We start from the raw sequence: 12,701 nt of genomic DNA on the forward strand, positions 1-12,701 counted from the left end.
CCATTATTTTCTCCAAACCATCTTGTTCACCACCCCCGTATAGCTCTGAATCAACTTCACAACCTTGGCCGATACATTCTCATCCGTATAATTGGGCACCGGCAGGCCATCGTCACCACTCCTATTCATCTCCACAGCAGTATCTACAGCCTGAAGCAAGGATTTCCCATCAATGCCGGCAAGGACAAAGATACCCTTGTCAAGAGCCTCGGGACGCTCCGTACTCGTACGGATGCATACAGCCGGGAAAGGATGCCCCACAGAAGTGAAGAAACTGCTCTCCTCAGGCAGGGTACCGCTGTCACTCACAACGGCATAGGCGTTCATCTGCAGGCAGTTGTAGTCGTGGAAACCGAGAGGTTCATGCTGAATCACACGTCTGTCAAGTGCAAAGCCGCTTGATTCCAGACGTTTCCTGCTACGGGGATGACAACTGTAAAGTATGGGCATGTCATATTTCTCGGCCATAGCGTTAACCGCGCTGAAAAGGGACAGGAAGTTCTTCTCCGTGTCAATGTTCTCTTCCCGGTGCGCGGAAAGCAGGATGTATTTACCTTTCTGGAGATGCAATCTCTGATGAATATCACTGGACTCTATTTCGGACAAATTCTCATGCAGGACTTCCGCCATGGGCGAACCGGTTACGTATGTACGTTCTTTCGCCACGCCCGAAGCGTTCAGGTATCTGCGGGCATGCTCCGAATAGCAGAGGGTCACATCGGAAATGACGTCCACAATACGGCGGTTGGTCTCCTCAGGCAGGCACTCGTCAAAGCAGCGGTTGCCTGCCTCCATATGGAAGATGGGGATATGCAGACGTTTCGCGCCTATCACGCTCAGGCAGGAGTTCGTGTCTCCCAACACCAGCACGGCATCAGGTTTCACCTGCACCATCAGCTTGTAGCTGGCGTTGATAATATTCCCCATCGTGGCACCGAGGTCATCACCGACGGCATCCATATACACATCGGGGGCTTTCAGCTTCAGGTCACGGAAGAAGACACCGTTCAGGTTATAGTCGTAATTCTGGCCGGTGTGGGCCAGAAGACAGTCAAAATAACTGCGGCATTTGTTGATGACAGCCGCCAGGCGGATGATTTCCGGACGGGTGCCCACTATAATCAGAAGTTTCAGTCTGCCGTTCTCCTGAAACCTGACTTGCGAATAATCCAATTTTATATCCATCTGTTCCTATATTCTTTAACTCGTTTCAGACTTTTTCAAAATAAGTGTCCGGACGTGCCGGGTCGAAACACTCGTTGCACCACATGAAAGTCACCAGGTCTTCCGTTTCCGAAAGGTTGACAATGTTGTGCGTATAACCGGGAATCATCTCCACGACCTCCATCCTCCCGCCGCTTACCTCGAAGCTGACAACCTCCTCCGTACCTATCTTGCGGAGCTGTATCAGACCGTGCCCGCTCACCACCACAAACTTCTCGTTCTTGGTATGGTGCCAGTGCTGGCCTTTCGTAACGCCCGGCTTGGAGATGTTCACCGAGAACTGCCCGCGGTCGGAAGTACGGATAATCTCCGTAAAACTGCCACGGTCGTCCACATTCATCTTCAAGGGATAGCTGAACCGTTCTTCAGGCAGGTATGAGAGGTATGTGGAATAGAGTTTCTTTGTAAAGGCATCGCTCAAATCCGGGACGGACAAGGTACCGGGCATTTGCCTGAAAGACCTTATCAGTTCCACAATGCCGCCCAAGGTAATGGTATGCACCACGGGTACTTCGCAATAATCCCCGTTGCGGTGTTCCCTGCCGCTCAGGGCAGAGACAAGCTCGTCCACCACATCGTCTATGTAAACCAGATGCATCACCACCGAAGGGTCGTTCACCCGGATGGGCAAGTCATGGGCGATGTTGTTGCAGAAAGTGGCCACCGCGCTGTTATAGTTGGGGCGGCACCATTTGCCGAAAACATTCGGGAAGCGGTACACCAGTACCTTTGCCCCCGTTTCCCTGGAGTACTCGAACAACAGTTGCTCCCCTGCCCGCTTCGATTCACCGTAAGGGTTGTCGAGTGCGGCCTGCGTGGAAGAGGAAATCATTACCGGACAGGTATTGCCGTGCTTCTTCAATGTATCAAGCAGCGTGGAGGCGAAGCCGAAGTTCCCCTTCATAAACTCAGACGCATCCTTGGGACGGTTTACGCCCGCCAGATTGAAGACAAAGTCAGCCTGTCTGCAATAGACATCCAGTTCGGCCGGGTCACTGTCCATGTCATATTCGTAAATGGCAAGTTCCTCACCTGCAATGCCGTAATTGCGGGCTTTCCCGTCACGGATGTTGTGCAGCTGGGATACAAGGTTCCGGCCGACAAACCCTCGGGAGCCGGTTACTAAGATTTTCATAAACTAATGGGTTCTGTTTGTCACAGAAAAGAGAAGATATTCATAGTGAATGACAGAAATCATCCAAACCTATAAAACTTACTTTTGGGAAATTATATTGCTTCAATATATGAAAATGATGATCTTCCGTAACAATAAACTTGGCATTAGCCACAATTGCACAGTCCACAAACTTATTATCATCCGGATCTGATTTTATCAGATTGAAGTTATAATAAGGAGTAAAGAACAAAGTATAAGGATTATTGAGAATGACATCAATCACCAGCTTAGCTATTTCCACACCTGCCAAACGTTCTAATATTTCCTCATATTCATTAAGAATCTCATCAGAAACGCATAACTGATTCGTTCCATCCAAAAAGCAATCCCAAATCTTACGGTACCTGCTTTTGGGAGAAATGCACTGTATCAAGCTATTTGTATCTAATACAATTCTATTCATCTCTTCGGAAGTGTACGGACATCAATTTTTCTCAGTTCATCAAGTTTTTCTTGGTTTAAAACTCCCGAATCCCATAAGTCATTCAAGCGGTCATCTAACTTCTGAGAAAAATATTTGGTCAACACTTCTTTAACTTCATTCAATCGCTCCTCCGAACCATCAAAAGCAAACATCTTCAAAAGATGTTGTTGAACTGAATTTAATACTGTTGCTGCCATATTCTCAATTATTAGTTTCAATATGGCAAAGATAGTTTTTTTTTCTAAAGGAACAATACATTCCCTCTTTCTTTCCTGTTGTATTATTCAAATTAAAGACTTATTCACTCTTGATTTCCGCGCTCTTCGCCTTTTCCTCCATCCCGAGGTCTTCGCGGATGAAACGGAGTTTCAAAAGAAGCTTTTTCATGCCCTCCACATCCAGGCGGGCAGTGTTATGGCTGTGATAGTCCTCTATACGGGCAATATCCTCATTGCCTTCCGTGAAGAACTTGTCATAGTTCAAGTCACGGGTGTCGCAGGGGATGCGGTAGTAGTCGCCCATGTCGACAGCCTTTGCCATCTCTTCGCGGGTTACCAGTGTCTCATACAGTTTCTCGCCGTGGCGCGTGCCGATGGTCTTCACCTCCGTCTCACCGTATTTCGGATCAACCTGCGCGTATGTTTCCTTCAAGGCCTGCGCCAGTACATCCAAGGTGGCGGCAGGAGCTTTCTGCACGAACAAGTCACCGTTGTGCCCGTGCTCAAACGCATAGATTACCAGATCTACGGCATCGTCCAGCGTCATCATGAAGCGGGTCATGTTGGGGTCCGTTACCGTAATGGGCCTGCCGTTCTTTATCTGCTCCACCCACAAGGGAATTACAGAACCGCGGCTTGCCATCACATTGCCGTAACGGGTACAGCAGATGGTTGTACCGGCTTCCTCACCCAACGCACGGCCCTTGGCTATGGCAACCTTCTCCATCATGGCCTTGCTGATACCCATGGCATTGATGGGATAGGCGGCCTTGTCGGTAGAAAGTACCACCACATTCTTTACACCATGCGCTATGGCGGATTCCAGTACATTGTCCGTACCGATCACATTGGTCTGCACAGCCTGCAACGGGAAGAACTCGCAACTGGGAACCTGCTTCAAGGCGGCGGCGGAAAACACATAATCCACTCCCATCATGGCACCGTCCACAGACTGGCGGTCACGGACATTACCAATGTAGAATTTTACTTTGGGATTTTGCAGGTGATGACGCATGTCATCCTGCTTTTTCTCGTCACGACTAAAAATACGGATCTCTTTGATGTCACTATCAAGAAAACGACGCAATACGGCATTACCAAAAGATCCGGTGCCTCCGGTAATAAGGAGGACTTTATCTTTGAATATTGACATAAATATAATATGTATTAATCATCCAAATTTGATATCAAATCGATTAATTTTTCTGCTCTCCGATTATAATTATCGAAGGAATTAAGTTGTTTTATTCCTTCTCTGACCAGATAATCTTGAAAAGATTTGTCTACAGCCATTTTATAGATTGATTTAGCACAGTCTTCTGCATTTAACGGTGAATAGTACACAGCTGCATTTCCACATAATCCATGAGCAAATGGCAAATCTGTAGTTAAAATTGGCACCTGCATTCGCATCGCTTCAACATATGTGGCAGTGAAACATTCAAGTAAAGTTGGTTGAAACATTATATCTGCCTGACGATATAAGGAGGGGCATTCTGCCACACTAACTCTATCAATCAGACAGAAGTGCTCCCGCAAATAAGAGGGAATAGGTGGCAAGTCATTCTCTGTCACCGTAAAAACGAACCGAAAATTAAATTCGGAATAATGTTTTTTAAGATATCGAGCGACTTCTATAGCAATTGCTAAATTCTTATGAGGATAAGAAGTATTTATGGACAGTAAAGTACAGCCGCCAAAAGACGGTAAGGGATGTTCTATTTGATTATTCTCATCATCGAAAACCTGATTATAATAATTCGATACAGTATAGGCTTTTATGGTAGGAAACAAGTGCTTTACTTTCTCTGAAATATAAGGATTCTCAGTCCAAAAAGCAGTCACACCACGTTTGAAATAATAGTATAAATAAAGATTTCTCACCTTTTCTATCATTATTTCCTTCAAAGCCATACGTTGAAAATAGGGTGAGTCCTTCAAAACGAGATGGGATCTGGCAAATCCACATAGATGTTTACATTTTGGCTTCCATCTTGCAGGTCCAAATATGGTAAGAACTCCGCCAATATTGTATCTGGCTACCATATTATCCATAACCTTATCACGTCCCCAAAACAATGTGCACCAACTGTTTTGTATATCATGACGCACCACAGTGACATTTTTGTATTTCGATACCCTATCAGCAGTATCATCCATATATGAAGATAATACTAAAAAAAAATGATGTTGGGGAATTGTATTCAAACAAGTACAAACCGAATCAGCGACTTGAAGCCCTCCACCTTTCTTGAGATTGGAGCAATTTATTAGAATGTTCATTTGTTCTGAAAAATGTAAATACCCAATATTGGCATATTGTACAGAAAATAGCCCATAAAAGAGATTTCCTAGTTAATAATTCAAAAAGTGGACTTATTTTTTGATTATTAATATTGATTCCGGTCGTTATCAACAAGAAATTCTCATAGTCCTTGCGACCAGTAAGCATCAAATTATGAGGTCTCGCCATCATGATGATGTCTTTCAAGGAAAAATTCTTAGATAGGAGGGAGTCATTGGAGAATGGCTCAATCAGTTCTATACCACCTTTCGAAAATTCTTTTAGGATAGGTAAAATAAGACATTTAGTAAAATAAGCAAGATGTCATAATGGGACGCTAACAGTTAAAATTTTAATATAGTTCCAGCCCAAGAATAGCCTACACCGAATCCGGCCAAAAGAACATTGTCCCCTTTACGAATCGTACCATCATTTATAGCCTCTCGCAAAGCGATAGGAATACTGTTGGATACGGTATTACCAAACCGGGATAGGCAATAATAAAATCTGTCTTGCTCTATTTTAAGTTTCTTCCTAAGAAAATTCAGCATATATTTATTGGCTTGATGAAACACGAACTGGCTTATCATCTCCTTTTCCAATCCGTTATTTGCCAATGTAGTGTTTACCAATGGAGGTACGATGTCTAATGTAAAAGTGAATATCTCACTACCATTCATATAAAGATAATCAGAAGAGATAGGATTACCATTCTCATCAAATTCGATATCATTTTGCAATTCGGGTATACGGCTTCCCCCTGATTTCACAATCAAATTATTTGCCCCGTTTCCATCTGTTCCTAAGCAAAACTCTCCGATTTGAGCAAATCCAGATGTACCTATCACTGTAGCGGTAGCAGCATCTCCAAAAATAGTACGGTTACCCTTATCTTTTGGATGTAGATATTTATTATAGGTTTCACCTGTTAGTAATAGAACATTAGAGGCGATACCTCCGGCTATCAATCCCTTGGCAAGTGACAAACCATATACATAACCGGAACAACCCAAGTTAAAATCCAATGCCCCTATATCCTTGCGCAATCCTAATTGATGCTGGATAATGCAAGCGGATGTCGGCAATTTATAGTCGGGACTTTGCGTACAAAACAGTACAAAGTCAATATCTTCCCTTTTTATCTTCCCTCTTTGAAATAAGCATTCAGCCGCTTTTATGGCCATGTCCGAAGCAGTTTCATCGTCCACCGCCACATGTCTCTTTTCCACCCCCACCTTTGAAGCGATTTTCTCAACACTCCACTCCGGAAAGTCACGAACAATCGCCTCATTCGTAACTTCCGCTTGGGGCAGGTAATATACAATTTCTTTTATATATGCATTCATAATACTTTTTATCACAGCGTTAGAGTCCCTTCGCCCCCCCAGTCAAGTCAATAGCCGAACCAGTCATCCATGAGCTTGCGTCACTAAGTAAATAAATACTCAGATAAGCCACATCTTCCGGCTTGCCATACCTCTTTAAGGGATATTTTTGTTGTAAGTCCTCATAATCCGCTCCCATCAAGGCCGCATCCTTTTCAATCAGTTCAGTCCAAACCATTGCGGGACAGATAGAATTGACTCTTACTTTCTGTGGTGCACATTCCAATGCAAGCACATTCGCATAACCAAGAATAGCTCCTTTTGAAGCCGCATAAACAGCATTACCAATAGATGGCGCAAATGGAGCTCTCGAAGCAATCATCACAATAGAAGCTTCTTTTGCAATTCTTTTCTTTTTGAGCAGATGACGTTGAAGTAAGATGGGACCATACAAATTAGGGAGAATCACTTCGTTTAGATTGCTTTCCTTGATAGCTTTGCACAATACACGATTACCTACTCCGGCATTGTTTACAACTCCATTGAGCATGGGCATCTCATTTACAATCTTGATAATATCTTCCTCTTTTGTCAAATCAGCGGGGAAAATAAGATGCTTACCACTTTCCATTAGAGATAGAGTCTCTTTAAGACGAGTTTCATTACGAGCCGTCAGTACCACATTTGCCCCCATACGAGAACACTCAATAGCAATAGAGCGGCCGATACCACTTGAGGCTCCGGTCACAAGTACAGTTTTTCCTTCCAAAGAAAATGGATTATACATATTAATTAAAATTCTATGAGGTCAGGGCATTTAATATTATCTGTATGGAAATAAACAGATCCCCAAGACAACCCCACACCAAATCCACAGCCTATATGAGATAATTTATTTACACGCAATTCATCAGACCTTTGGGATACTAACGTAAGAGGTATTGAAGCACAGCTGGTATTACCAAAGTCTTTTAAGCTATAAGGTACTTTTTCAGCCGGCAATTTTAACTTTTTACGGATTTTTTCATTCATAAAAAGATTAGCCTGATGAAATGTGAAGCAATCAACAGATTCTTTATTGATATTGAAATGCTCTAACAAACCATTAACTGATTTAGGTGCTTTAGATATACCAAACGAAAAAACGTTCATACCATCCAACTCTAGTTCTAAACGACTACGCTCTATATCTTCACCTTGATGAATTCTATCTAACGATTGAACCGTAAACGGATTCCTATAACCACCATCCCTGATAATGATTGCTTCCCTTCCTTCTCCATCTGTATTGAAATAGAATTGAAGAGGAAAAGATTTTTCTTTATGCTCCAAAGCAGTCGCAGAACCCGCATCACCAAATAAAGGATATGTACTCTTATCTTCCGGTGAACAGATTTTCAATATTGTATCACCAGCCAATAATAATCCTCGTTTCATCGTGCCATTTTGCAATAAAGAAGATATTACACTCAATGCGTAAACCCAACCAGAACAGCCAAGGCTAATATCAAGTGTGTAACAAGATTCGCTTAAACAAAGACGTTGTTGAAGTATAGCAGATGTAGCAGGTAGAATATAGTCTGGCGTTTGAGTAACAAACACCAAAGCATCTATACTCCCTTTCTCCCACCCCAACTCGGCAATCAGCTTCTCGGCAGCACATAAACAGAGGTCGGACGAACATGTGGTAAAGTTACTTTTACGACGTCTTTCTATACCTGTAGTGGCAACGAAATTGTCATAATCTCCCCATTTTTCATATATGCTAACAGTCTCTTCAATAGTTGAGGGAACGGTAACAGCCATTCCCACAACTTCCACATTGTTTACTTGTAGAAAAGCCATTACTTCCTACTTTTTACTAAGTCAAATAAGTCTTCAATCGTCTCAGAGGAACGAATATCATCGCCCTTGATCCGTACATCATACTCCTCGTCAACCATTGCGATTATAGAGAGGGCAATGAGTGAACTCCATTCGTCCAAATCCTTGAACATCGTTTCAGCCGTAAAAGCAGATACTTCTGTATCATCAAATTGCTGAGCAAAATTCTCAATAAAGTCTTTTAATTCCATTATTATCTGTTTTAAATGTTAATGATAGCTATTTTTAGAATATGTCAGAGAGTACTAACCATTAATTTAATATATCTCAATTCACTTAAAATCCATATCTGAATCAGCCGGAGTATGGAAAACTGAATATTCCTCTTGAATAGCCGGTTTAAAACGAGTTACTATATCAGCCCCCCCTTTTTTCATGATAAAAACATTGTTTTTCAACAGCTTTGATAATCCCGGCAAGGATGAACGAATATATACTCCAGCAAATTTCATTTTCCTTGATAGCAAAAGAGCGGCTTTTATAATTGCCTTCTGCTCTTCAAAATCATCAATCAAAAATCTATAATCCACCACATAAAGAAGTGGTATGCCAGACAAATCATATTGCCGACAAGCAAAATACACGTCATTTTCCCCCTTTTTACGAAGGGCATATACTTGATATTTATCTTTCAATGTAAAAAAACGCCAATCAAGAAACTTTGTAGAACGTTCAAATTCTATCAGGTTGTCATTCCAGTAATTGCCTCGAGGCTGATTCAAATCTATAGCCTTTTCTAATCGACGAAATAGCCCTAAACGAGTTTTAATTTCACGTGGATAAGAAGAATCATCAACTAATGGTTTCCGTATAGAAGGGCAAAATAGCGCAAAAATATATTTGAACAAATATCTATTCAATCGAATAAAGGCAAGCGATTTCGCTATAAATTTAGCATGCATCCGCTTATTAAGCTCTACTGAGATACCGGATAATCCAGCACCAAAACTGTTTTTATTCGAAAATATTTCCCCACAAATAATAGTTCCGGCCTCCGTCTTACGATACTCATCCAAGACTTTTGTATCATACGACCAAACAATATCATATTCAGTCTTCCCTATCTTGGCTTTTGTTTGTAAGAACATATTTGCTCCTATAATTTCTTTACCTTTAAAAATCAATAAAGATTTTTCCATTCCTTCTTTAGGCACATACGATAAAGTAAAATCAATAAAAGCATTAAGGTTAGTCCGAAACGGATATGCTTTCGCCAAATATCGCAATAAAAGCTCTTTATCTGAAACAGAGAGTCTTTTACTATATATTTCTGTATCCATCAATATTTACGTATCGTGTTATAATGCATTTTCTTATAATGAGACGAAAGAATATCCATTCCCCCATAAAGAGTCAATCGAACTTGAAGAGGAGACATCGTTTGAAACAATGTTCTATGTTTCAAGGCTACATCCATATCGTATACTCCCGGTACTGAAATATAAAGTTTTTTATAACCTGCATTTTGAGATTCAGAAATAACCCGGTCCGAATAATACCCTTGAGGGTAGCAAATACTATCAATCTGCTTATCCAAGAAGTTCTCGAGATAAGCTTTAGAGGCATACAAATCATCCAAAAGTTCGTCCACAGGCATTGCACTCATGTTCTTATGCCGTATGCCATGCGACTGAATATTGAAACCTGCGTTATGCAATTCTAATATCTCTGATTCAGACAGATACCCTTCTTTTCCAATCAATGAAATAGGGATGAATATTGTAGGATATATTCTCTGGGAAACCAACCAATCCATACAATCCAACAACCCACGAAATCCATCGTCGAAAGCGATTTGTATCTCCCCTTTTGGATTATTAATATCACGGACAATCTCAAACCCCGATTTTCGTATAGCACTTATATGCAATTTAAACAATTCAAAAGGAGTCGACATTTTTGTCCATGAATCACCGACATGGACATCATGATAATATACTACTCTACTTTTTTTAGTATGACACATCAAATATCCCACAGAAAACATTCCGGTCCTAACTAATTCTTTGATATCCATTATTATACTAAATAAGACATTGACAACTCTATATAAATGATTATTTCTCAAACGATGATTTCTCAGGGAGGATTACCTCAAAATCCCTAATCAATGACATTTTAGCCTTATCAAAGTCAACTGTTGAATCCGCATCATTCAAGCAAACCACTTTTTTCCGTTGATTACGTATCACATCTGATATATAGTCCAAATTATTATTTTGTATGGTAATCAATTCTGAGTCCTTCCAAACATTATAAGGAGAGAATTCACCGGAACAAAGTCTCCAATATCTTATAAGATATTGATTTACATCCGTAATATTCCTAAAACGGGATTCAGTAGTCTTTTGTAGTATGTCAGGTTCCAATTCCCAAACCCGTTCAAACGTAGATTTCAAATAAGCATTAGGTAAATGTGGATCGACAAAACCTGTATGCATGCTCCAAGGTAATAATGCCAAAGTACGATACCATTGACTGAGATACCTGACATTAATCCATTTCCCAAAATGTTCTTTTAAAAGACTCCTTTTAGCGAAATATTTATTAATCAATATCAAGTCATTGCAAATGATATGGTCTATACCTTGTGTATTGGGTTGCATTGTATTTAAAGCTGCTATATCGCAAGGCAATCCGTTTTTAAAGAAACGTTCTTCCGAAACTGAATTGATCAAGAAAGTATCGTCATTAAAATAGATGAATTGTTCCGCAAGATCTTTTATCCGATGAATATTCATTTCTATCGGATTGCAATTGAATGTAGGAAGATACTCATTAGGAATAAAATCCGAATGTTTAACAAAATTAAGTTTAGGTGCATTCAAATTCAGCCAATCTGGAATATGTCCACATGTCACGAAATGCACCTTGCTGACCCAAGGAGCATATTTCTCAATTCCTCGAAACAAGAATCTCAAATTGTCCCAATCGCGAAAACGCACATTTCGCTTATCACCGTTTACCTTTGGAGCATATTTTTCATATTCCGCTAGCCATACTGGGTCATTTCCATCAACCCACAGAAGAACAATATCTATCATTATGTCAAATATATAATTATCTTCAATCAATCGAATATAGTAGTGTAAGGAGAAATACCTAGCCCATTTCCCAAGCTAGATTGGCTAACAGCAATCATTTTTTCATATAATATCAAATATATTATAAAAAATAAGAATATGAGAAAGTTATTATATTTCAACGATAAAGTTTTACATACTGGATGAATTAAAAAAGCTGGGAGAAAAATAAAGCATCCCATTAATCGACCAAAAATATGTACTTTTGAAGCTAAAAAATAGCTCGTCACAAACAACATGGTCAAAAACACAAAAAAGCCTACATGGTCATAATACTTTGAAATTTTACGATTTAGCATAAGAAATAAACATGGTAGCATCAAATTTAATATTATCCCTAGTCCAGTTCCTACTTCAGCCTCTCTATTATATTGACCAATAGTAGCGTATACACCATAAGGAGAATCTTGAAATATCGAACTAGCAAATAAATTATCAATAAAATCGGCTCTAGACATAATCATCAATATTATTCCTAAACATATATAAATATTAGTATTAGAAAATTTGATGTTTTTAAACAACAGAATAGGGAAATACAATATGGAAGAATAATGAAAAAAGAAGGCAAGTACTACACAGAACAAGTACTTCATTGTTCCCTTTTCTTTATATAACGCAAATATTCCACAAGTTACTAATGCTATCGATATCGCCTGTCGAGTAGTACTTATACAACTAAGGAATAGCAAAAAGAAATAAATAACAATAAACGGATAAAAATTTCTCTTCGGAACATAATAACAAACTGGAGCAAAAGCTAGAATTGCTAGAGAGGCGATAAACGATTGATAACTAAACCCGAAAAAATTCATCAACTTCCCCAATAATTGAAAACCGATTTCATGTTCATCACTATTTGTACTATACCACTGATACAATCCCACATAACTCCAATAATCAGTTCCTATTCCTTTACGAATAGAAGCCGGTATTACAATTGATAAAAACACAATAGTCCTACAAATATATTCGGATAATTTCGTCGAAGACACCTTTACATAATACCCAAATATCAATACAAATAAAAGTATTACATTATATATTATATAAGTAAATAACATAACAAAAATCTCTACAAC

The 12,701-nt window shown here is 39.9% G+C and carries 14 protein-coding genes; all 14 read right to left on the reverse strand.

Annotated features, from left to right (window positions below):
* Positions 1-3: 3 nt before the first annotated feature.
* The 14 genes from wecB to DW947_RS00595 all read right to left on the reverse strand — a co-directional run bounded on the left by wecB (position 4) and on the right by DW947_RS00595 (position 12,683).
* On the reverse strand, positions 4-1,185 hold the full coding sequence (gene wecB / locus DW947_RS00530) for a non-hydrolyzing UDP-N-acetylglucosamine 2-epimerase (RefSeq protein ID WP_119958399.1): 1,182 nt from the start codon (positions 1,183-1,185) through the stop codon (positions 4-6).
* Positions 1,186-1,210: 25 nt separating this feature from the next.
* Positions 1,211-2,359, reverse strand: a complete 1,149-nt coding sequence (locus DW947_RS00535; RefSeq protein ID WP_119958400.1) for a capsular polysaccharide biosynthesis protein CapF — start codon at positions 2,357-2,359, stop codon at positions 1,211-1,213.
* Between the two features lie 40 nt (positions 2,360-2,399).
* The gene (locus DW947_RS00540) at positions 2,400-2,804 is read right to left on the reverse strand and encodes a putative toxin-antitoxin system toxin component, PIN family (RefSeq protein ID WP_005829181.1); all 405 of its coding nucleotides are present in this window, start codon (positions 2,802-2,804) and stop codon (positions 2,400-2,402) included.
* Positions 2,801-3,022, reverse strand: a complete 222-nt coding sequence (locus tag DW947_RS00545) for a hypothetical protein (RefSeq protein ID WP_005829183.1) — start codon at positions 3,020-3,022, stop codon at positions 2,801-2,803. The genes DW947_RS00540 and DW947_RS00545 overlap by 4 nt, the downstream gene beginning before the upstream one ends.
* A 100-nt stretch (positions 3,023-3,122) precedes the next feature.
* Positions 3,123-4,196: a polysaccharide biosynthesis protein gene (locus DW947_RS00550; protein ID WP_008663517.1), complete on the reverse strand. Its 1,074-nt coding sequence runs from the start codon at positions 4,194-4,196 to the stop codon at positions 3,123-3,125.
* A 14-nt stretch (positions 4,197-4,210) separates the two neighbouring features.
* Positions 4,211-5,203: a glycosyltransferase gene (locus DW947_RS00555; RefSeq protein WP_243635069.1), complete on the reverse strand. Its 993-nt coding sequence runs from the start codon at positions 5,201-5,203 to the stop codon at positions 4,211-4,213.
* 468 nt (positions 5,204-5,671) lie between these two features.
* Complete coding sequence (locus tag DW947_RS00560) at positions 5,672-6,673, reverse strand: 3-oxoacyl-ACP synthase III family protein (protein WP_119958402.1); 1,002 nt, start codon at positions 6,671-6,673, stop codon at positions 5,672-5,674.
* Positions 6,674-6,692: 19 nt separating this feature from the next.
* Positions 6,693-7,439, reverse strand: a complete 747-nt coding sequence (locus DW947_RS00565; RefSeq protein WP_207805246.1) for an SDR family NAD(P)-dependent oxidoreductase — start codon at positions 7,437-7,439, stop codon at positions 6,693-6,695.
* Positions 7,440-7,444: 5 nt separating this feature from the next.
* Entirely contained in the window at positions 7,445-8,497 is a 1,053-nt protein-coding gene (locus tag DW947_RS00570; RefSeq protein ID WP_119958404.1) for a 3-oxoacyl-ACP synthase III family protein, read from the reverse strand.
* A complete protein-coding gene (locus DW947_RS00575; RefSeq protein ID WP_119958405.1) occupies positions 8,497-8,727 on the reverse strand; it encodes an acyl carrier protein in 231 nt (76 codons plus the stop codon). Before DW947_RS00575 ends, DW947_RS00570 begins: the two co-directional genes overlap by 1 nt.
* An 81-nt stretch (positions 8,728-8,808) precedes the next feature.
* Positions 8,809-9,816, reverse strand: coding sequence for a hypothetical protein (locus DW947_RS00580; RefSeq protein WP_119958406.1), 1,008 nt, complete (start codon positions 9,814-9,816; stop codon positions 8,809-8,811).
* The gene (locus tag DW947_RS00585) at positions 9,816-10,553 is read right to left on the reverse strand and encodes a polysaccharide deacetylase family protein (RefSeq protein WP_133303600.1); all 738 of its coding nucleotides are present in this window, start codon (positions 10,551-10,553) and stop codon (positions 9,816-9,818) included. The genes DW947_RS00580 and DW947_RS00585 overlap by 1 nt, the downstream gene beginning before the upstream one ends.
* A gap of 40 nt (positions 10,554-10,593) precedes the next feature.
* The gene (locus DW947_RS00590; protein ID WP_119958455.1) at positions 10,594-11,580 is read right to left on the reverse strand and encodes a stealth family protein; all 987 of its coding nucleotides are present in this window, start codon (positions 11,578-11,580) and stop codon (positions 10,594-10,596) included.
* A 26-nt stretch (positions 11,581-11,606) separates the two neighbouring features.
* Positions 11,607-12,683, reverse strand: a complete 1,077-nt coding sequence (locus DW947_RS00595) for an EpsG family protein (RefSeq protein WP_119958408.1) — start codon at positions 12,681-12,683, stop codon at positions 11,607-11,609.
* Positions 12,684-12,701: the final 18 nt, after the last annotated feature.

The organism is Bacteroides sp. AM44-19 (genome assembly GCF_003603395.1).
GTDB classification, from domain to species: domain Bacteria; phylum Bacteroidota; class Bacteroidia; order Bacteroidales; family Bacteroidaceae; genus Bacteroides; species Bacteroides uniformis.

What these genes read in the sequence shown, in the direction of transcription:
- wecB (WP_119958399.1), bottom strand. Translation starts at nt 1,185, where the DNA reads ATGGATATAAAATTGGATTATTCGCAAGTCAGGTTTCAGGAGAACGGC.
- DW947_RS00535 (WP_119958400.1), bottom strand. Translation starts at nt 2,359, where the DNA reads ATGAAAATCTTAGTAACCGGCTCCCGAGGGTTTGTCGGCCGGAACCTT.
- DW947_RS00540 (WP_005829181.1), bottom strand. Translation starts at nt 2,804, where the DNA reads ATGAATAGAATTGTATTAGATACAAATAGCTTGATACAGTGCATTTCT.
- DW947_RS00545 (WP_005829183.1), bottom strand. Translation starts at nt 3,022, where the DNA reads ATGGCAGCAACAGTATTAAATTCAGTTCAACAACATCTTTTGAAGATG.
- DW947_RS00550 (WP_008663517.1), bottom strand. Translation starts at nt 4,196, where the DNA reads ATGTCAATATTCAAAGATAAAGTCCTCCTTATTACCGGAGGCACCGGA.
- DW947_RS00555 (WP_243635069.1), bottom strand. Translation starts at nt 5,203, where the DNA reads ATGGATGATACTGCTGATAGGGTATCGAAATACAAAAATGTCACTGTG.
- DW947_RS00560 (WP_119958402.1), bottom strand. Translation starts at nt 6,673, where the DNA reads ATGAATGCATATATAAAAGAAATTGTATATTACCTGCCCCAAGCGGAA.
- DW947_RS00565 (WP_207805246.1), bottom strand. Translation starts at nt 7,439, where the DNA reads ATGTATAATCCATTTTCTTTGGAAGGAAAAACTGTACTTGTGACCGGA.
- DW947_RS00570 (WP_119958404.1), bottom strand. Translation starts at nt 8,497, where the DNA reads ATGGCTTTTCTACAAGTAAACAATGTGGAAGTTGTGGGAATGGCTGTT.
- DW947_RS00575 (WP_119958405.1), bottom strand. Translation starts at nt 8,727, where the DNA reads ATGGAATTAAAAGACTTTATTGAGAATTTTGCTCAGCAATTTGATGAT.
- DW947_RS00580 (WP_119958406.1), bottom strand. Translation starts at nt 9,816, where the DNA reads ATGGATACAGAAATATATAGTAAAAGACTCTCTGTTTCAGATAAAGAG.
- DW947_RS00585 (WP_133303600.1), bottom strand. Translation starts at nt 10,553, where the DNA reads ATGGATATCAAAGAATTAGTTAGGACCGGAATGTTTTCTGTGGGATAT.
- DW947_RS00590 (WP_119958455.1), bottom strand. Translation starts at nt 11,580, where the DNA reads ATGATAGATATTGTTCTTCTGTGGGTTGATGGAAATGACCCAGTATGG.
- DW947_RS00595 (WP_119958408.1), bottom strand. Translation starts at nt 12,683, where the DNA reads ATGTTATTTACTTATATAATATATAATGTAATACTTTTATTTGTATTG.